The 19,015-nt window shown below is 63.6% G+C and carries 19 protein-coding genes and 2 pseudogenes; 10 read left to right on the top strand and 11 right to left on the bottom strand.

The features are described 5' to 3' along the window. Positions 1 to 36 precede the first annotated feature (36 nt). A complete protein-coding gene (locus PATSB16_RS05800) occupies positions 37 to 735 on the bottom strand; it encodes an AIM24 family protein (RefSeq protein WP_047213107.1) in 699 nt (232 codons plus the stop codon). Between the two features lie 171 nt (positions 736 to 906). Here PATSB16_RS05800 and PATSB16_RS05795 point away from each other — a divergent pair, with 171 nt between their 5' ends. Then, a complete protein-coding gene (locus tag PATSB16_RS05795) occupies positions 907 to 1,854 on the top strand; it encodes an aldo/keto reductase (RefSeq protein WP_047213105.1) in 948 nt (315 codons plus the stop codon). A 113-nt stretch (positions 1,855 to 1,967) separates the two neighbouring features. Here PATSB16_RS05795 and PATSB16_RS05790 read toward each other — a convergent pair whose 3' ends face one another. After that, complete coding sequence (locus PATSB16_RS05790) at positions 1,968 to 2,495, bottom strand: Spy/CpxP family protein refolding chaperone (protein ID WP_047213103.1); 528 nt, start codon at positions 2,493 to 2,495, stop codon at positions 1,968 to 1,970. Between the two features lie 545 nt (positions 2,496 to 3,040). Here PATSB16_RS05790 and PATSB16_RS05785 point away from each other — a divergent pair. Next, positions 3,041 to 3,610, top strand: coding sequence for a cytochrome b (locus PATSB16_RS05785; protein ID WP_047213102.1), 570 nt, complete (start codon positions 3,041 to 3,043; stop codon positions 3,608 to 3,610). Positions 3,611 to 3,679: 69 nt separating this feature from the next. Here the strand turns inward: PATSB16_RS05785 and PATSB16_RS05780 are convergent, their stop codons facing one another. Next, positions 3,680 to 3,982 (bottom strand): DUF4148 domain-containing protein, encoded by a 303-nt coding sequence (locus PATSB16_RS05780; RefSeq protein WP_047213101.1) that lies wholly within the window; start codon positions 3,980 to 3,982, stop codon positions 3,680 to 3,682. Between the two features lie 344 nt (positions 3,983 to 4,326). On the opposite strand from PATSB16_RS05780, the gene PATSB16_RS05775 reads away from it, so the two are divergent. Then, positions 4,327 to 4,764, top strand: a complete 438-nt coding sequence (locus PATSB16_RS05775) for a plastocyanin/azurin family copper-binding protein (RefSeq protein ID WP_169834610.1) — start codon at positions 4,327 to 4,329, stop codon at positions 4,762 to 4,764. Positions 4,765 to 4,875: 111 nt separating this feature from the next. Here the strand turns inward: PATSB16_RS05775 and PATSB16_RS05770 are convergent, their stop codons facing one another. Beyond that, on the bottom strand, positions 4,876 to 5,538 hold the full coding sequence (locus PATSB16_RS05770) for a glutathione binding-like protein (protein WP_047213098.1): 663 nt from the start codon (positions 5,536 to 5,538) through the stop codon (positions 4,876 to 4,878). 143 nt (positions 5,539 to 5,681) lie between these two features. Between PATSB16_RS05770 and PATSB16_RS05765 the strand changes: the two genes are divergently transcribed. Continuing rightward, the gene (locus tag PATSB16_RS05765; RefSeq protein WP_237170301.1) at positions 5,682 to 6,251 is read left to right on the top strand and encodes a TetR/AcrR family transcriptional regulator; all 570 of its coding nucleotides are present in this window, start codon (positions 5,682 to 5,684) and stop codon (positions 6,249 to 6,251) included. On the opposite strand, the gene PATSB16_RS05760 is transcribed toward PATSB16_RS05765, so the two are convergent. The 3 genes from PATSB16_RS05760 to PATSB16_RS05750 all read right to left on the bottom strand — a co-directional run bounded on the left by PATSB16_RS05760 (position 6,234) and on the right by PATSB16_RS05750 (position 9,145). After that, on the bottom strand, positions 6,234 to 7,325 hold the full coding sequence (locus tag PATSB16_RS05760; RefSeq protein WP_083566684.1) for an ABC transporter ATP-binding protein: 1,092 nt from the start codon (positions 7,323 to 7,325) through the stop codon (positions 6,234 to 6,236). The genes PATSB16_RS05765 and PATSB16_RS05760 overlap by 18 nt on opposite strands. Before the next feature lie 2 nt (positions 7,326 to 7,327). Then, positions 7,328 to 8,125, bottom strand: a complete 798-nt coding sequence (locus PATSB16_RS05755; protein ID WP_047213096.1) for an ABC transporter permease subunit — start codon at positions 8,123 to 8,125, stop codon at positions 7,328 to 7,330. A gap of 90 nt (positions 8,126 to 8,215) precedes the next feature. After that, on the bottom strand, positions 8,216 to 9,145 hold the full coding sequence (locus PATSB16_RS05750) for an extracellular solute-binding protein (protein WP_047213094.1): 930 nt from the start codon (positions 9,143 to 9,145) through the stop codon (positions 8,216 to 8,218). Between the two features lie 216 nt (positions 9,146 to 9,361). On the opposite strand from PATSB16_RS05750, the gene argE reads away from it, so the two are divergent. Further along, the gene (argE, locus tag PATSB16_RS05745) at positions 9,362 to 10,540 is read left to right on the top strand and encodes an acetylornithine deacetylase (RefSeq protein ID WP_047213092.1); all 1,179 of its coding nucleotides are present in this window, start codon (positions 9,362 to 9,364) and stop codon (positions 10,538 to 10,540) included. A 121-nt stretch (positions 10,541 to 10,661) separates the two neighbouring features. Continuing rightward, a complete protein-coding gene (locus PATSB16_RS05740) occupies positions 10,662 to 11,654 on the top strand; it encodes a threonine/serine dehydratase (protein ID WP_047213091.1) in 993 nt (330 codons plus the stop codon). A 70-nt stretch (positions 11,655 to 11,724) separates the two neighbouring features. Here the strand turns inward: PATSB16_RS05740 and PATSB16_RS21340 are convergent. Beyond that, positions 11,725 to 12,102 (bottom strand): annotated as a pseudogene (locus PATSB16_RS21340) (collagen-like triple helix repeat-containing protein); the annotation flags it as partial. An 843-nt stretch (positions 12,103 to 12,945) separates the two neighbouring features. Continuing rightward, positions 12,946 to 13,374: pseudogene (locus PATSB16_RS05730) on the bottom strand (collagen-like triple helix repeat-containing protein); the annotation flags it as partial. Between the two features lie 310 nt (positions 13,375 to 13,684). Between PATSB16_RS05730 and PATSB16_RS20800 the strand changes: the two are divergent. From PATSB16_RS20800 to serB, 4 genes are all read left to right on the top strand, one after another. Beyond that, positions 13,685 to 14,068 (top strand): hypothetical protein, encoded by a 384-nt coding sequence (locus PATSB16_RS20800; RefSeq protein ID WP_156884617.1) that lies wholly within the window; start codon positions 13,685 to 13,687, stop codon positions 14,066 to 14,068. A 17-nt stretch (positions 14,069 to 14,085) separates the two neighbouring features. After that, positions 14,086 to 14,655, top strand: coding sequence for an isochorismatase family protein (locus PATSB16_RS05725; RefSeq protein WP_047213089.1), 570 nt, complete (start codon positions 14,086 to 14,088; stop codon positions 14,653 to 14,655). Positions 14,656 to 14,729: 74 nt separating this feature from the next. Further along, positions 14,730 to 15,740, top strand: a complete 1,011-nt coding sequence (locus PATSB16_RS05720) for a GlxA family transcriptional regulator (RefSeq protein ID WP_047213088.1) — start codon at positions 14,730 to 14,732, stop codon at positions 15,738 to 15,740. A 50-nt stretch (positions 15,741 to 15,790) separates the two neighbouring features. After that, positions 15,791 to 16,654 (top strand): phosphoserine phosphatase SerB, encoded by an 864-nt coding sequence (gene serB / locus PATSB16_RS05715; protein WP_047213087.1) that lies wholly within the window; start codon positions 15,791 to 15,793, stop codon positions 16,652 to 16,654. Between the two features lie 36 nt (positions 16,655 to 16,690). Here the strand turns inward: serB and PATSB16_RS05710 are convergent, their stop codons facing one another. Together PATSB16_RS05710 and PATSB16_RS05705 are read right to left on the bottom strand one after the other, a co-directional pair. Continuing rightward, complete coding sequence (locus PATSB16_RS05710; protein ID WP_047213085.1) at positions 16,691 to 17,902, bottom strand: cystathionine beta-lyase; 1,212 nt, start codon at positions 17,900 to 17,902, stop codon at positions 16,691 to 16,693. A gap of 91 nt (positions 17,903 to 17,993) precedes the next feature. Continuing rightward, positions 17,994 to 18,737 (bottom strand): carbonic anhydrase, encoded by a 744-nt coding sequence (locus tag PATSB16_RS05705; RefSeq protein WP_047213084.1) that lies wholly within the window; start codon positions 18,735 to 18,737, stop codon positions 17,994 to 17,996. Positions 18,738 to 19,015 lie beyond the last annotated feature (278 nt).

Raw genomic sequence — 19,015 nt, 5'->3', positions numbered from 1 at the left:
GGGCGCGGTGGCGGCGCAGCCGCGCCGCCAGGCCGCTCATTCGGCCGTCGGCATATGTAGATACATCGACTGGATGCCGACCCGGCCGGGGCCGGTGAACCGATTGACGATGAAGTTCACGTTGGCCCCGAACAGGCCGCTGCTCAGGCGGTCGACCCGGGTTTCCATCTGCACGCCGGCGTCCTTGTAGAGCCAGCCGCCCGGCTCGATATCGATCGATTCTCCCGGTGCCAGCACCTTTTCGAACACGTTGCCGTAGCCATGCAGCCACAGCACGCCCTCGCCGGCTGCGCCGCGGAACTTGTCGATAAAGAAGCCGCTTTGCCCGAACAGCATGTTGGAGACGCCACGCACGCGCTCGAAGGTATATTCGATGTCGCTCGTGGCAGCCAGAAACTGGTGCTCCCGGACGTGAATCTCTTCTCCTTTGCGCAAGTGCAGCGGCACGATGTGCCCAGCGCCGTCGCGGCTGAAGGCGATGATGCCCTGCCCGCTCGCCTCGGTAACGAATACCTGCATGCCGGCCATCATGCGCTTGAGCGCACCGCGCATCGCGCGCAGGCCGATTTTGACGCTGGGGTGCTTCCAGAGCAGGATGTGGTGCTCGAAATAGACTTCCTTTTGCGATACATCGACCGACAGTACCGGCACTAATTCGCCGTCGATATGGTAGGTCACGCCCCCGAATGTTTCCTGGGAGACTTGGGTGGGCATCAGGCGCGGCAGCTCGTTCATTGGCATTCCTTGTTGAGATTGGCACGCGGCGCGGGGCAGGCGATCTGGTCCGACAGCCCGCGCCTGCGGCTATGGTAGCGCGTCCGGGCCTGGCCTGGCGCAGGGGCTGCACGAGCCACGCGCTCTGGCGTAACATGACTCGACATACCGACTGATCAAAGGAGCCCGGCCATGATATTGCGAACCCTCGGCACATCGGAAATTCAGGTCTCCCCGCTGGCCTTCGGCGGTAACGTATTCGGCTGGACAGCCGACGAAGCGACCTCGTTCTCGCTGCTCGATGCGCTGGCCGATCACGGCATCAATTTCATCGATACGGCCGACGTGTATTCGGCATGGGTGCCGGGTAACCACGGCGGCGAGTCCGAGACCATCATCGGCAAATGGCTGGCACGCACCGGCAAGCGCGCCGACGTCGTGATCGCCACCAAGGTCGGGCGGCATGCGGCCCGGCCCGGACTGTCGCGCGAGAATATCCTGCAGGCGGTCGACGATTCGCTGCGGCGCCTGCAGACCGACTATATCGATCTCTATTTTTCGCACTACGACCTGCCCGACACCGCGCGGCTGGAGGAAACGCTCGATGCCTATCAACGGCTGATCGAAGCCGGCAAGGTGCGCATCATCGGCGCCTCGAACTACAGCGGCGCGCGCCTGCATGAAGCCGCCGAAATCGCCAGGCGCTATCGCCTGCCCGCCTATCAGGTGGTTCAGCCCGAGTACAACCTGTACGATCGGGCGACCTACGAACGCGATGTCGAACCGACCGCCGTCGCGCTCAAGCTGGGGGTGATGAATTACTATGCGCTGGCCAGCGGCTTTCTGAGCGGCAAATACCGCTCGCGCGATGACTTGAAGAAAAGCACGCGCGGCGAGCACGTCGGCCATTATCTCGATGCGCGCGGGATGCGAATTCTGGCCGCGCTCGACGAGGTCGCGGCGCGGCACGACAGCACGCCCACGGCGGTGACGCTTGCCTGGGAAATGGCGCGCCCCAGTATTACCGCCCCCATCGCCAGCGCCACCTCGCTCGAGCAACTCGCGGCGCTGGGCGAGGCGCTCGAGTTGAAGCTCGACGCCGAGGATATCGCGCAACTGGACCGGGCCAGCATGTATTGACGGCCAGGCGATTCAAATAATGACCGGCGCCCGAAATGACAAACCCCGCCGGCCGGCGGGGTTTGTCATTTACCACACGCATGCTGCGTGCGCGCCGCGACTCTGGCGGCGGCTTATTGCTTGGGCGCCATCGCCGGTTTGCGCGCACCGTGTTCACGACGCTTCTCGTCGCGGCGATGGCGGTACGGCTTGCGGAACAACTTGTCGGCGATCTCTTTCTGCTGATCGGACATGGTCGCATACAGCGCGTTGAATGAAGCGGACAGCTTCTGCATGTTTTCGGCATGCATTTGCGCCAGCTCGGCGTAGGACTGCAACGAGTCCTCGGCATTCATGGTCGGCAATTTTTCGGCACGCGCCTTGAATGCGTCGTCAATGCGCTTCGCATTGTCGCGCATCGTTTGGGCGAAAGCCGACCATTGCGGTGCCTGCTCCAGCGTTATCTTGAGTTGACCGTATAAGCGGTTGATACGACGCTCGACATAGTCTTCGTGTTTTTTCGCATGATTTTGCACATACTCGGCGGCGCGAGACTCGGGCGCCTTCGCGGCGGGTGGCGTTTGCGCCCACGCGGAGGTTGTCAGAAAAGCCAGCGTCAGGAGAGCGGGCACTGCGGCATGACGAATGAGAGAATTTTTCATGTTTTGAAGCCCAAATCGATTGATGGATTAATCAAACGGTTGGGCCTGACCGATGGTTCGGCTGCAGGCCCCACCGTGCGGCTCTGGTCTCTTGTCGTGTGGCTACGCTCAGGCGTCGGACGGGTTGGCGTCTCGTTGAATGCCCGATGCGGGTGGGAATCGTAGTGGCGCCGATCGGATTGCGGCGACAGATGTCGTCGAAGAAAACCGTCGGAATCCAAAGAATTCAAATACTTTTGGCATGAATTACCTGCCTCCTGCGAATTTCGATCTGTTGCCGCACCGCGTCAGCGGCTTGACTCGCCGGCATCTCCGCCTGCTTCAGTGCGAACAATCGAGCTGCGGTGAGACAATGAATCGATGCGCAACGCTGTCGGAAATTTTACTGCTTCGTTGGAGTATATCAGCGATCCGGTTGGATGCCAGCGAGGGCCATGCGCTGACACCGCGGTTTGACGACAATCAAACGCAATGGCAAAAGATGCGTCAGAATAACGTCGGCATGCCCAGGACCCCACAGTTTTCGACACATGAGGAGAAGCACCATGGCACACCGCACGCTGACACGTTACGGCTCGGTCGCTCAGTTCTTCCATTGGGCCACTGCGATCCTGGTGTTGATCGCTTTTATCTACGGCCCGGGCGGCTCCGAGGAACGCGTTTATTCAGCCGCGCGCGACGGCGGCCGGCAACTGCACGAGACGCTGGGCCTGTGCGTGCTCGCCCTGGTCATCGTGCGCGTGTTGTGGCGCTCGATCGACAAGCAGCCCGACCCGCCCGAGGTGTCGCGCTGGATGGGGTTGGCGGCCAAAACCGTGCAATGGGTCCTTTATCTGCTGTTGTTTGCGCTGCCGCTGAGCGCCATCACCGGCACCTGGCTCGAAGGGCATTCGCTGACGCTGCTCGGCGACGTGCAGATCGCCCCTCGTATCGGCCCATCGCATGATCTCGGCGAAGCCATTTCCGAACTGCATGGCTGGTTGGGTGACACGATCATGTGGCTTGCCGGACTGCATGCGCTGGCGGCAATTTTTCATCACTTCGTCCTCAAGGACGGCGTGCTCGCATCGATGCTGCCGCGCTGGCTGCCGCTCGATCATCCGGACGAAAAGTAAGCGTCGGCATCCTCATCAAAAAGCCCACCGCATGCGGTGGGCTCATTTCATTGAGTGCAAGCTGCCGCATCACGGTTGCGGCGAAATGTTGCTGGAATCGTTGCTGGCGATCATCAGCGCGCCGCCGCGCATCACGGCTTCGGACTGCGCCACCGCCACGGCACGCGGATACACGATATCGCTTTGATCAAGCGCTCCGGCAGCACGAGCCTGCGCCAGCTCGCTCTTGACCTGCGCGCGGCTGAGCGCCGAGGCGGCGGGGATGCCGGCCAGTTGTGAACCATCGGGGTAAGCGTCGCTGGCCATCGCCGAGCCGGCAGCCCCGGCGAGCAAAGCGGACAGCAAGGCGGCGGCCAAAAGATTGCGCTTCATGATCATTCTCCTGTCTATTCAAAAGGGGCGATGTGTTTTCATCGTCGACAGGATCAGTCTATTGCGCCGCTGGGCGAAGAAAAACGGCCGCGGACTCAATGGATAATTTCGCTTTTGGCAATAATGCGCGCTCCGCATAAATTTTGATGCAGCCAAAACGCAACGAGGACAACCTAGGTATTACCCGCAGACTAAGTCGGCGCTAAGTCTGCATGGCTACGCTGGGCTCGTCATTCACGCACAATGCAAATAAACGCGAATGACGCGCATCGAGGGTGGCCGCGTCGAGCACGCAAACAAAACCAACGACGCGCTTCCTTCAATCTTTTATGCAGAGGTTTGCCATGCGTCGTTCTTTTATGATGTGTCATCCCCTGATCGCCCTCTCACTGGCGTTGGCCTCGGCCGCGGCGATTGCTTCCGAGCCGCCGTCGGTCACCGTCAAGCTCGCCAACCAGAATAACGGTACGATGTCTCTCACCCTCAGCCGCAACACCGTGCCGGCCGGGCCAGTGGAATTCACGATCGAAAATCTTTCGTCCAACATGAAGCACGAGTTCATGATCGAACCGTGGAAAGGCAACTCGGCGGCCCTGCCCTATGACACCAAGACGCAACAGGTGGAAGAGGATAAGCTGACCAAGATGGTTGGCGTCGAAGATTTGAATCCTCACGAAACGGTAACCGCGCGCTTCGTGCTCAAACCCGGTCGCTACGTGACCTTCTGCAACGAGCCCGGGCATTACAAAGCCCATATGGTGGCCACCCTGACCGTCAAGTAATTCCCGCGGCGCTTCATCGGATCGCATGAACGAAGCGCCGCGCCTCTTCGAACCCCCTGGCAGCGGGGGGAGCCGAAGGCCCGGGATGCCACGGGTTCCACAACGCGCCCGTTAGGCGCTTTCGGTTTGCGATGCAGCCGTCTTGCGGCGTTTGCTTGCCTGCATGTACAGCGCCATTTCCTCGCCGAGCGCCTGCGCCACGCTCGGCCGCTGCTTCAATTGGCCGTAATAGGCATCGACATGCGGCCATGACGATAGCGCGACGCCCGAATACTGTGCCCAGTTGAGCACCGTGAAGAGGTAGGCATCAGCCACGCTGAAACGATCGAGCAGATGATCCTGGTTGGCCAGGTGTTTGTTCAGCATTCCAATACGTGTCTCCAATTTTTCGAGAGCATAGCGCTTGACCTCCTGCGGGGCATCGGGATCCAGCAAGGGCACGAAAATCGCCTTGTGCAACTCGGTGCTGACAAAACCGAGCCATTGATGCAGGCGCGCCCGGTCGGTGCCCATGCCGGCTGCCGGCGCCAACTGGGCCTGCGGATACGCATCGGCCACGTACGGCAGGATGGCCGTGTTTTCGGTCAGCAACACGCCGTCGTCGGTGCGCAGCGCTGGGACCTGCCCCAACGGATTGATCGGCAGAAAGTCGCTGCCGTCGATCAGTTGCTTGAGATCCGTGTCGACTTCAGTGTAGTCGGCTTGCGCACCGGCTTCATACAGCGCGATGCGGGTTGCCATCGAACATGCGAGCGGGGCAAAGAATAAATTCATGAGGATTCCTCCTGGGGCAATTGATTTTGTACTATATTGCACAAAAATAACCATCGTCAATTATTTTATTCAAAATGGTACAAAAATCTGATTCCCCGAAAAAGAGCCGCGGCCGACCGCGCGCCTACGATCCGGCGCAGGCCTTGGGCGACGCCACCGACGCGTTCTGGCGCAGCGGTTATGCCGGCACGTCGCTGGACGATCTGAGCGCCGCGACGGGTATGAATCGACCGAGTTTATATGGCGCCTTCGGGGATAAGCACGCGCTCTACCTCAGCGCCCTCGCCCGCTATATCGACGCCGGTCGCCAGGCGATGGACGCCGCGCTCGACGCGGGTCTGCCGCTGCCGCAAGCGTTGATGCGGGTCTATGACAGTGCGCTGGGACTTTACTTTCCAGCCGGCGGCGTGGCGCGCGGCTGTTTTCTGATCAATACGGCCGCCACCGAAGCGATGACCGACGAGGAGGTCCGTCGATCATTAGGTAACGGACTGCGCACTTTCGACCGCGCCTTCGAGGCACGTTTCAAGCGAGCCCGGGCGCAGGCAGAGATAGCCGGCGACGCCGACCCGGCATCGCTGGCCAAAATAGCGTCGGCACTGTTGCATTCGCTGGCGCTGCGTTCGCGCGCCGGTGACAGCCGCGCGGCGTTGCGCGCCACCGCGCTCGCCGGCGTGGCGCTGCTGTGCGGCACCTCAACGGGCGGTGTCTGACGAGGAAGTGTCTGCCGGCCCGCCTGGTCCGCCGGTTGGCCCGGCGGCATCGGCCGGCCGGGACCAGCACAGCAGTCCGGTACGGCATAGCGTGACGACGACTTGGGCACCGCGCGCCAGCCGGTGCTGGCGCACCCGCTCGCTCGACACTGCCAGCCACAACTGCTCGGTGCCGCAACGCAGCGCCGCCTGATAATGGCCGCCGAGGTTAAGGAGGTTCTCCACGAGCGCCGTCACACGATTTTCAGTGGCAGATGTATCCGTTGCGAGCTCTACCGCCTGCGGCGCAATCATCCAGTGCACTGTTTGTCCCACGGCCAGCTCAGGCTGCAGCGGGAGGTGCAGCACCGCCGCGCCGGCACCATCCCAGCGCAGGCGGGTGACGCCCGCCTGCGGCGCATGCCCGTCGATGCGCCCGGTAAATAAATTGCGATGCCCCAGCAAACGCGCCACCGCCACGCCATTGGGCCGCGCCAGCACATCGGCTGGCGCACCCTCCTGGGCAATGCGTCGGCCGCTCATCACGGCAACGTGATCAGCCAGCAACGCCAGATGCGGATCATGGCTGACCGCCAGGGTCGGCAAGCCGAAGTCGTGAGTCTCGGAAATCAGTTCCGCCATCACCTCGTCGCGCGTGGCCGCATCGAGCGCGGAAGTCGGCTCGTCGAGCAGCAGCAGTTGAGGCTTGCGAGCCAGCGCACGGGCCAGCGCCACGCGCTGCTGTTGCCCGCCCGATAGCGCCGACGGATAGGCGTCGGCCACATGCGCCAGCTGTACGCGTGCGAGCAATTCGAGCGCCTGGGCTCGACGTCGCGGCCCGGACAGAGCGAAAGCGACGTTCTCCCAGGCGCGCAAATGGGGAAACAGCGCATAGCCCTGCGGCAAGTAGCCGATCGCGCGATGTTGCGGCGGCATGCCGCCGAACGGCTCCCCATAGGCCGGCAACAGGCCGGCGATCGCGCGCAGCAGCGTTGTCTTGCCCTCGCCGCTTTGCCCGAGCAGCACGGTGAAGCCGTTGACCTCGAAGCAGGCCTCGAGCCGCACGGGATGATCGATACGGTAGTCGATACGCATGCTCAGAAAAGACGCTGACGACGTGAGGCCAAACCAAGAATCAGCGGCAGAGGCATCGCCACCAGGAAAAACACCCATAGCAGCGGATACACTGCCGGCAGCCCGATATCCTGCAGATTCACCCACAATTTGACCGGGATGCCCTGCGGGTAGTAGGCCACGATCAGGACCACGCCGAATTCGCCAAGCGCGCGCACCCAGGCGAGCGCGACTCCCGCGGCCAGTCCGAGCCGGGCCAGCGGCATGCTGACCAGCCAGAAGGTCTGCCAGGGAGTCTTGCCCAATGTGAGCGCAATATGCTCCAGCTCGCGCGGCACTCCCTCGAAAGCGGCGCGCGCCGCGACCACGAAATAGGGCAACGCGCCATAGCACTGCGCCAGGATGAAGGCCGGCGCCGAATTGGTCAGCTCGATGCCGGCGCGCGCGGCCAGGCTGCCGGCCGGCCCGTAAGGACCATAAAGCGTAGCCAGCAAAATGCCCATGGCCAGCGGCGGGGTCAGCAAGGCCAGCAAAATGATGGCCTCGAGCAGCCATTTTCCGCGAAATGTGTGACGCGCCAGCCACCATGCCAACGGCGTACCGAGCCCGATGATCAGCCCGAGCGATACCAGGCTGTAGACCAGCGACACGGCGATTGCACGGGTATCGCCCGGAAAGAAGTGAAAATCGCGCCACGGGGTGACGCAGGCCAGGCCGATGAACGGCCCGGCAATCAGCAACAGGGTGAGTGCGCCGAGCAGTGCCGGCGCGCGCGCGCGCGGCAGGCCATCGGACACCTGAAGATCAACCTGCGCGCTCATGAAACCCTTACCCTCGCGGTATGCCTCGAACGACGCCGAGGATACACAAATCCGAACCGGCCCGCCCGATTATTTAAGACATCGGCCGATTCAGATCGGACCTCCCTTTGGCGCGCTGTAACCGTGCTCGGCGAGCATCTTCTGGCCCGCCGGACTTTGCAGGAATTTGACGAATTTCTCCGCCAGCGCGTGCTGCTTGCTGTCGTTGAGCACCACGGCATAGAAAACCAGCGGCTGCGTGCTCAGCTCGCTCGTCTTGCCGTTGGGCAGTTTGATGCTGAAATGCGCGCTGTCGTACCAGTTCGCCTGCATGGCCGGATTGCTCAGATTGATTTCATCCGGCAGCTTGATGTAGGGCAAATGATGCGATTGCGCCGCGCTCAGATAACCGGAGGAGGCGTCCAGCTGGCCGGCCTCCAGGCGCGAGAGCAGCGACGGCTCGGCGAAAATCTGCTGACGGTTTTCGACGTCGCCCAGAATCCGCCGGGCCAGCGCCGGCTGCTTGTAATAATGCTGCGCCAGCAGCATCGCGAAAATGATATTGCGCCCCTGCGGATCGGTAGCCGGGTCGGTGCGGCCAAAGCGCAATCCCGGTGTCGTCAGCACCTCGCACCAAGGCTTTTCGCCCCGCGCGGCGGCTTCCAGCGCGGGGGCGAATTTGCTCTTCGGGCTGTAGGTGATGACCATCTGCGTGCTGGCCACCGGCTGCGCGGTGCCCACCATGCCGGCCTTTTTCAGGATATCGATCGGCCCCGGCGTAATCGAGACAAACACATCGGCTTGCAGCAGCTTGCCTTCGAGCCGGCGCGCCAGCCCGTAGGCGCCCTGCCCGATGCCCTGGTACTGCACGCCATTGGCCTTGGCGAATGCCGGACCGATGAAGCGGTCCATCACCACGCCCATCGAGCCCGCGTAGGCCACTCGCAACGTATCGGCGGCCTCGGCCGATACCGCTGCACACCAAAGTCCGGCACCCAGCAGCAGCGCTGCCGCCCAGTGCGATAACTGCAAACGTCTCATCGAAGGTCTCTCCCGGTTACCTGCAAAAGCGTGCACCCACCGTCTGGCTCAAGGCCGACGTTGGTAAAAAGCACCGTTATAAACTCGTGTATATTACGGTTAACCGGAGTCGCCGTAAAGGCTCGCCGGCCGGCGACGGACCGAAGGGGAGCGCAACTAATTCACATATAAAGCAATCCGGGCTATGATGGGCCGATCGAAAACGGAGCGATTCCAATGACTTCTGCCGCAAACATCCCCGCCTCGCTGGACTGGATCAAGAAGCTCGTGAGCATCGACACCACCAGTCGGGAATCCAACCTGGGCCTGATCGAGCTGGTGCGCGACCATCTGCGCGGCGCCGGCATCGAGGCGCTCTTGAGCTACGACGCCACCGGCCGCAAGGCCAACCTGTTCGCCACCGTGCCGGCGGCAAACGGCAACACGCAAGGCGGCATTGTGCTGTCCGGCCACACCGACGTGGTGCCGGTCGACGGTCAGCCGTGGGACTCCGATCCGTTCGCCCCGGTGGTCAGGGACGGCAAGCTATTCGGGCGCGGCACCTGCGATATGAAGGGCTTTATCGGCACCGCCCTGACGCTGCTGCCGGAGATGCAAAAGGCCAGCCTCAAACAGCCGCTGCATTTTGCCTTGTCATACGACGAGGAAGTCGGCTGCGTCGGCGCGCCGGTCATGCTGGCCGACCTGAAAGCGCGCGGCATCAAGCCCGACGGCTGCATCGTCGGGGAGCCGACCTCCATGCGCGTGATCGTCGCGCACAAAGGCATCAACGCCTATCGCTGCTGCGTGCACGGCAAGGCGGCGCATTCTTCGCTCACGCCGCACGGCGTCAATGCCATCGAATACGCTGCCAGGCTGATCTGCTATATCCGCGACGTCGCCGACGAACTGCGCGCCAACGGGCCGTTCGACGAGGCTTTCGACGTGCCTTTCACGACCGCGCAAACCGGTGTCATCAAGGGCGGCATCGCACTCAACACGATTCCCGATTTTTGCGAGTTCACCTTCGAATACCGTAATCTGCCGAGCGTCGATGCGCCGTCCATCTACGCGCGCATTCAGGACTACGCACACGGCACCCTGTTGCCGAAAATGCAGCGCGAGCATCCCGATGCCAGGATTGAGTTGACGCCGGTCGCCGCCGCGCCGTCGCTCGACGCATCGGAGCAGGCCGCGATTACCCAATTGGTTCGTGCGCTGACGGCCGATACCGACAAACGAAAAGTGGCCTATGGCACCGAGGCCGGCCAGTTCCAGCAGGCCGGCGTGCCAGCCGTGGTGTGCGGCCCCGGTGACATTCAGCAGGCCCACAAACCCAATGAATTCGTCGCGCTGGAACAGATCGAAGCATGCGAGGGCTTTCTGCGCAAGGTCATTCGCAGCATGAGCGATTGATAGCGGGACCGTCGCATTGGGCGCATGGCGCCCCCGGCTGATTGCCTGCACGCCAGTCACCTCATGCGGTGGCTGGCGCCCGAACCTCACGGATTTCCCCAATTTTCATCCCTGCTCGCCCATGACCGAAATCGACAACCAGCCTGTTCCCACTCGCGAGACCATTGCGGACCAGCACGCCGCCCTGGCGCCCTATGTGCGCGCCACCCCCGTGATGGATAAAAGCGACTTCGCTGAACTCGACGGCACGACCATCAATTTCAAGTTCGAACTGCTGCAGGCCAGCGGCACGTTCAAGGCACGCGGCGCATTTTCGAATTTGCTGGCGCTGGACGACGCGGCGCGCGCCGCGGGCGTGACCTGCGTGTCGGCCGGCAATCATGCGGTGGCGGTCGCCTATGCGGCGATGCGGCTGGGCATCGGCGCCAAGGTGGTGATGATCAAGACCGCCAGCCCCGCGCGGGTTGCCTTGTGCCGGCAGTTCGGCGCCGAGGTCGTACTCGCCGAGAACGGCCAGCAGGCGTTCGAGACGGTGCATGAGATCGAGGCGCGCGAGGGGCGCTTTTTCGTGCATCCTTTCAATGGCTACCGCACCGTGCTGGGTACCGCCACGCTCGGTCACGAGTGGCTGTCGCAGGCCGGCGAACTCGACGCGGTCATCATTCCGGTGGGCGGCGGCGGGCTGATGGCGGGCGTGTCGACCGCTATCAAGGCGCTTTCGCCAGGCTGCCAGGTATTCGGGGTGGAGCCCGAGGGCGCCGACGCGATGAGCCGCAGCTTCGCAGCCGCCGGTCCGATCAAAATGGGGCCGATGCAGAGTATTGCCGACAGCCTGATGGCGCCGCATACCGAGCTATACAGCTACGCGCTGTGCCACAAGCATGTCGACCGCCTGGTGACGGTGTCCGACGACGCGCTTCGCCACGCCATGCTGTGCCTGTTCGAACAACTCAAGCTGGCGGTCGAGCCGGCTTGCGCAGCGGCCACCGCCGCGCTGCTGGGGCCGTTGCGCGAGCCGCTGGCGGGCAAGCGGGTGGGTGTGCTGCTATGCGGCACCAATACCGATCCGGCAACCTTCGCCAAACACCTGGAGGCGGCGCGCGCGCAGGCGTGAGAGCCTCGCGCACGGCAGCATGCCGGCCCGCCGCGCGCTTGGGTCCATAACGGATTTACAGCTTGCCGAGCACGCCCGCGAGCGGTGCGCCCGCGCCGCCCTTGCCCGCTACTCCGCCAAGGGCACCCGTCAAGCCTGACACCAGCCCGGTGACCGGCGCCAGCGGGCTGCCGCCCCCCGTCGCGTTGCCCGTCGCCCCACCGATACCCGAGACGACACCTGTGACCGGCGCCAGCGGGCTGCTGCCGCCCGTCGCGCTGCCCAGGGCACCTGTCAGTCCCGACACCACGCCAGTAACCGGCGCCAGCGGGCTGCCGCTGCCTGCCGCCCCGCCCAGCGCACCGGTGACACTCGCCACTACCCCCGTAACCGGCGCCAACAAGTCGCTCGCCCCGGATATGCCCGGCAGGCTGCTCAGGCCCGGCAGATTGATCGGCGGCAATATCGGCTTGCCGCCGATCGTATCGCTCAGCTGCACGCCGTCCGTGCCGACCGTGCTCTGGATTGCCACCACCGGGACCGGCAAACTCACCGGCAGCGGTAGCGCGCTTGTATCGACCACCACGTCGTTGGAGGTGTTGGCACTCAGGCCGGATAGCGGCGAATTCGCGACACCTCCGGCCGGGACCGCAAGCCTTTTAGGCTTGTAGTGAATATGCGTGCTCGAATGCACGCTGGTCCCCTCGGGCTGCGCCTGTGACATCGCGACGCTGGTTGGCGACTTACCACTGTCGACCCGGTTAAGTGACACGTCGGTATCGTTCGACACACTGGTGGATCCGGGTTCGCCTGGGACCGCTTTCGATATCGGCAAAACCTCAGCGTTTTGCACAATGCCTACCCTCTCCTGATATTTGCCGGTGCCGGGGGCACCAGCCGTTATCCGGCCCCTGACTCTGACGGCGGGGTTGGAGGATTGACTCTGGGCTTGGACCGAACCGGCTCCCAGGAAGCCGCCTTTCACGGCATTGGCAATGGAGGTAGTCATGGCAGTGTCCTTTTTGACGTATTTGCGCAGCGGTGCGATTCGCCGCGGCTCTCGTACATCGAGAGCAAGTCAAAACGTGCAAAAAACATGCCGTCAGAGGATTTCCTGAAAAGAGTAGTACTCCGTTTTATTATTTAAATTACGATCAGGAAGAATTTCTGTTTTGCGCAGCAAACTCGTAGTGGCAGTTGCGAGACGTTACCTTGACGGCACCATGCGTTACGTAACGCTGCCGATTTGTCCACGCTGCGCGTCGTTACATGAACCGCGCAGCGTGTTGCATAACGAACTAAATCGGTGAATTTACAGCCGGCTTGCCACGGTAGTCACCGGCCCCAGTGGAACGACTCCGCCCCCGGCCCCGGCCAACGCGCCGGTCAGGCCCGACACCACACCGGAGATTGGCGCCAGCGGACTGCCGCCGCCTGCGGCCCCGCCCAGCGCGCCCGTCACGCTCGACACTACACCGGAGACCGGCGCCAGCGGATTGCCACCGCCAGCCGCCCCGGCCAACGCACCCGTCAGGCCAGACACAGCACCGGAGATCGGCGCTAGCGGACTGCCGCCGCCCGCGGCCCCGCCCAGCGCGCCCGTCAGGCCAGACACAGCACCGGAGATCGGCGCCAACGGGTTGCCGCCGCCGGCCGCCCCACCCAGCGCGCCGGTCAGAGTCGCTACGAGGTCTGTGACCGGCGCCAGAGGTCCGCCAGCACCAACTGGCAAACCAGGCAGACCAGGCAGACCAGGTAAGCCGGGCAACGCCCCCAGACCGGGCAGATCGATCGGCGGAATCGCGTGACCGCCAGCCGTGCCGCTCAAATGAATTCCGTTCGTGCCAGCCATGGCCTGGATCGCCACAACAGGCATCGGCACCCCGATCGGCAAGGGCGACGCCGCGCCGTCGAGCGTCACATTCGCGGTGGCATTCGCGCTGATCGGCAGGGTGGGAAGCGATTGCGCCCACGCCCCGGTGACCAGACCGCTCAATGTGAGGGCCGCGGCGGCAACTTGCCGCAGCTTGATTTGAACATAAGGAAAACTCATGAACATCTCCTTTGCATGGTTTGAACGGAAAACCGATAGAGCATCGGATTTCCGCGCGCCCTCCAGCGGATGGGCGGTGTTATTCAGCAAGGACCATGCCATGCTGAAAATGCGCATGCCTAAAAGTATCGACGTAACGCCCGAGGGCCGCGCGACAGGCTCGCGCGTGGCCCTTTCAATGTTTCCTGTTTACCAGACAAGCACCGCCGGAACACAAAGTGGAGTCGCGTTACGTTACACGCTACGTAACCCGTTGCCGCCAGTGCCCGGCCAGCACTCGGCTGCAGCACTCGACCGGCATGGCTTAAAACGTCCGAATCCTGTCTTGGTCCGGTGTATTCCGGAAGACGACCGCGACTTACGATGGAGGCTATTCAACTGACCATGCCAGGAGTTCCCATGACCCCCTCTGCCGCCGTACCCGCCTCCCAAACCGCCCTGCTGGTGATCGATGTCCAGGAATCGTTCCGCCGCCGGCCATACTGGGTGGAGTCCGATGTGCCGGCCTATCTGAGCAGGCAACAGGCCTTGATCGACGGTTGCGCCGCGCGCGGCGTGCCGATCGTCCAGGTATTTCACCATGAGGAAACCGGCGTGTTCTCGCGGGCGTCAGGGTTCGTCAAAACGCTGGCGCCGCTGTCGATCAAGCCAGATTTCGTGGTCGACAAGGTCGTGCACAGTGCGCTTGCCGGGACCCCGTTACAGGCATGGCTGACGCGCCACGGCACCCGGCGCCTGCTGGTCTCCGGCATTCGCACCGAGCAATGCTGCGAGACGACCACCCGAGCGGCTTCCGATGCCGGTTATCTGGTCGATTACATCACCGAGGCGACACTGACCTTTCCGATGACCCATCCGGGTTCCGGTCAGGTGTATTCGGCCGCCGACATCAAGGCCCGGACGGAGCTGGTCCTGCACCAGCGCTTCGCACGCATCGCCACGGTCGAGCAGGTGTTGGCCGAGATGTGACAGAATCCGTTTGCATGCGGTGGCGTAAACAGTCCGCCCCGCGCTTTCGGCAAATCCCAGTGGAGTCCGCTTGCATGCAGCGCCGCCAACCGGTTTATTTTCTCGTCACACCGCACGTTCTGATGCTCGACCTGGCGGCGCCAGCCGAGGCGCTGCGCATGGCCGGGCAGATGCAGGACGAAGTGGCGTTCGAGTTGAGTTACGTGAGTCCGGCCGGCGCCACGCTCGACACGTCGATCGGGCTCACGCTCGGCCCGTTCGAGCCGCCGCCCGTCACGCTGCCCGAGGACGCGCTGCTGGTGCTGACCGGCAGCGTCGCTCACCCCTTGCCCGTCGCGGCGCGGCCGCTCGATGCGCAGCACGTCGCGGCGGCCGAGGCACGTGCCGTGGCATGGCTGCGCGAGACCGTGAAACCGTATCACCGGCTCGCCTGTGTGTGTACCGGTGCATTGCTGGCCGGCCGCGCGGGTTTGCTCGATGACCGGCTGTGCACGACCCATCACACCAGTTGCGACGAACTCCAGACACTCGCCCCGAAGGCGCGGGTGGTTGCCAACCGCCTTTATGTGGAGGACGGCAACGTCTACACCAGCGCGGGCATCACCGCCGGGCTGGATCTGATGCTGCATCTGATCGGCCGCCTGACCAATCCGTTATGCGCGGTAGCCGTGGCGCGTCACATGGTGGCCTATCTGCGCCGCACCGGGGGCGATCCGCAATTATCTCCGTGGCTGGAGGGGCGCAACCACATTCACCCGGCGATTCACCGCGTGCAGGATGCGGTGACCGCCGACCCGGCGCGCCCGTGGAGTGCCGCCGATATGGCCGAGCTCGCCTGCACCAGCGTACGTCATTTCACACGGCTGTTCCGCGAGCATACGGGCACCAACCCGGTTGACTATGTGCACCGGCTGCGGATCGGCCTGGCGCGCGAGCTGCTGGCCAATTCCCGTCTAGGCATCGAGCGCGTGGCCGAACAGGCCGGCTTCGGCTCGGGACGCCAGCTACGTCGGGTCTGGCACAAATTCGACACTGCGCCGCCCGTGCAGGCGCGGCAGGCGGCCCGGGCCAGTAAGCTAAAATAGCGCCCTTGCCCTCTTCCATCGACGCCGGTCACACAGCCGGCGCTGCTTTCATGAATCTCGTTATTCTCGGCACCACGCCGTTTACGCCCCCGCAACTGGCCGCGCTGCGCTCGCTGCTGCCCGACCATGACATGTCCGTGGACGACGCCCTGGCTCATATCGGCTCGGTGCGCATCGCCGGCGTCACTGCTACCCAGACGCTGCAAGCGCAACTCGAAACCCTTGGCGCCCAGCATCGCTGGGACTACGCGCTGCTGCCCGAGGGGCGCCGGCTGACCGATTTCCGGCTGGTGGCGATGGACATGGACTCGACGCTCATCACAATCGAATGCGTGGATGAAATTGCCGACTATTGCGGCTTGAAGGCGGAAGTCTCGGCAATCACCGAAGCGGCCATGCGCGGCGAGATCAAGGATTTCAACGAAAGCCTGACGCGCCGCGTGGCGCTGCTCAAGGGGCTCGACGCCGGCGCGCTCGAGCGCGTCTATGAAGATCGCCTGCGCTTCTCGCCGGGTGCCGAGTCAATGCTGTTGGGGGTGCAGGCGCGCGGCCTGAAAACCTTGCTGGTGTCGGGCGGCTTCACTTATTTCACCGAGCGGCTCAAACCGCGTCTGAAGCTGGATGCCACGCGCGCGAATACGCTGGAGATCGTCGACGGCAAGCTGACCGGCCGGGTGCTGGGCGAGATCGTCAATGCGGAGGTCAAGGCGCGCGCGGTGCGCGAGATGTGCGAGCAGATCGGCGCGGCCCCGCATCAGGCGATCGTCATCGGCGACGGCTCGAACGACTTGCAGATGATGGCCGCCGCGGGCCTGTCGATCGCATTTCGCGCCAAGCCGGTAGTACGCGCCCAGGCCAGTGTGGCGTTCAACCATGTCGGGCTCGATGCACTGCTGCGCCTGTTCGACGCGTAAGGACGGTTGCGCCGGCCGCTCCGGCGCCCACCGCCATCAGCCGGCCAGATGCGCTTCGATGCTTTGCGCGAGGTCGGCGATCAGGTCGCCGCTTTCTTCCAGCCCGATATAGAGCCGTACCAGTGTGCCGCGATGCGGCCAATGCGTGGCCGTGCGCATGGTCGAAACACGATACGGCACGGCCAGGCTGTGCGCGCCGCCCCAACTGAACCCGATCGCATATAGCTTGAGCCCTTCGACGAAAGCGTCGATCTGAGCCGGCGTATAGCGTTCATGGAACACGACCGAGAACAGGCCGCCGGCGCCGGTGAAGTCGCGGCGCCAGACATCGTGCCCGGGGCAATCGGCAAAGGCGGGGTGCAGCACGGCGGCGACTTCGGGGCGCGCCTTGAGCCACGTGGCCACCGCCATCGCGCTGCGATCGTGCGCCTCGAAGCGCAGCTTGAGGCTGGCCAGGCTGCGCAGCACCAGAGCGCATTCGTCGGCGGCGACTCCCAGCCCCAAGTGCATGCGGGCTTGCTTGAGGCGGTAATGCAACTCATCGTCGCGCGTGGTGACCGAGCCCATCAGCACGTCGCTGCCGCCCGACTGATATTTGGTCAGCGCCTGAACCGAGATGTCACACCCGTGCCCGAAGGCGTCGAATGCCAGGCCAGCCGACCAGGTGTTGTCGATCGCGCTGACCACCCCCCGTGCACGCGCGGCCTGGGTCATGGCCGGCACGTCCGGCACCTCCATGGTGACCGAGCCGGGCGCCTCGAGCCACAGCAGCCGTGTGCTGGGCTGAATCAGCTCGGCGATGCCAGCGCCGATCATCGGGTCGTAATAACGTACCGAGATACCGAAGTTGCGCGCCAGCCACTCGCCATGCGAGCGATTCGGGTCATAGACGTTGTCCGGAATCAAAACGTCGTCGCCCTGCTTGACGATGCCGAAGTAGACGTTGGAGATGGCCGCCAGGCCCGATGGTTGCAGCAGCGTGTGCGTGCCGCCCTCGAGCGCCGCGATTTGCTGCGCCAGGGTCATCGAGGTCGGCGTGTGATGCAGGCCGTAGCGCCATTGCGTATCGCTGTGCGGGTCGTAGTTGCGCAGCGCGGCCAGATTGGGAAACACCACCGTCGAGGCACGCGCGATGGGCGTCGAGAACGAGGCAAAACCATCGGGTATGTCGTTGCGCGGGTGAACCACACGCGTTTGCAGATCGTGCGCCGGCATGCCGTCGGCAGTATCGGAAGACTTGTGCGTCATGATGAATTCTGAAATGTCCGGTAATGGCGATAGTGTCGCCGATGCCGCCCAAATACGCTACCCGGCGCACACTCGCGCCGGGCGCCGGGCATCACACCAGATCGATCTTGCCAGTCGCCAGATCGTAGACGCCGCCGGCCACACGAACCTTGCCGGTCTTGACGAGTTCGCCGATGATTGGCCGCGACACCATCAACCGGTGCACGTTCAGACGCACATTCTCGACGGTGGCGTCGGCCACCAGATCGCCGCCTTTTTTTCCTTGCGCGATCCTGACAGCGGGCTTGATGGCATTGACCAGCTCGGGCAGGTGCCCCGGCAGACGGGCATTTTCCTTGACCACCTTGACCGCGGCGCCAACGGCACCGCAGTTGGTATGTCCCAGTATCAGGATGAACGGGATACCGAGGAATTTCGCTCCGTATTCGAGGCTCGCCAGTCCGTCATCGTTGACGAAGTTGCCGGCCACCCTCACCACGAACAGGTCGCCAGGCCCCTGATCGAAGGCCAGCTCGGGGGCTACACGGGAATCGGCGCAGCTGACGATCGAGGCGAATGGGTACTGTGCCCGGGTCCGCGCCGCACGCCCGGCGGAGAAGTCCTTTCGTGCCGGCGTATTGGCAACGTAACGCGCATTGCCCGCGAGTAGGCGCTTGAGCGCTTGATCGGGGGAGATGGCATTGGGCGGGGTGTCGATCGCTGTCTCGCCTTTGGCCAGCGCGTCGGAGGCGGACCAGCCCATCAGCGTGGCGGTGGCGGCACCGCCCAGCAGCACCTGGCGGCGCGACGGCGAAGCGGGAGATTCGGAGCGGCCGAGATTATGTTGGTTGCACATGGATCTTTTCCTCGTCAGTGATTGACTTGCATCGTTAGAGATACGAAAGACAAACTGAAGCAAAGAGACCCGCGCCCGGTGCAGCGGAAAGGTTAAGTGGGGGGGCGCGAACGCAAGCACCACACGAAGCAGCCCTGCGGCACGGCAAGCCGTGAGCAATGATCCGTCAACTACGAGAAATCGGACGGATCAAGTGGCAGAATGCCTGCGTTGCGCGCATTGTACCCCTCGGCAGGGAGGTAAGACCAGCCGATTATTTCGTTACCCGATGTAATAAA

It is taken from the genome of Pandoraea thiooxydans (assembly GCF_001931675.1).
GTDB classification, from domain to species: Bacteria; Pseudomonadota; Gammaproteobacteria; order Burkholderiales; family Burkholderiaceae; genus Pandoraea; species Pandoraea thiooxydans.
This window is presented reverse-complemented; position numbering and strand designations above follow the sequence as displayed.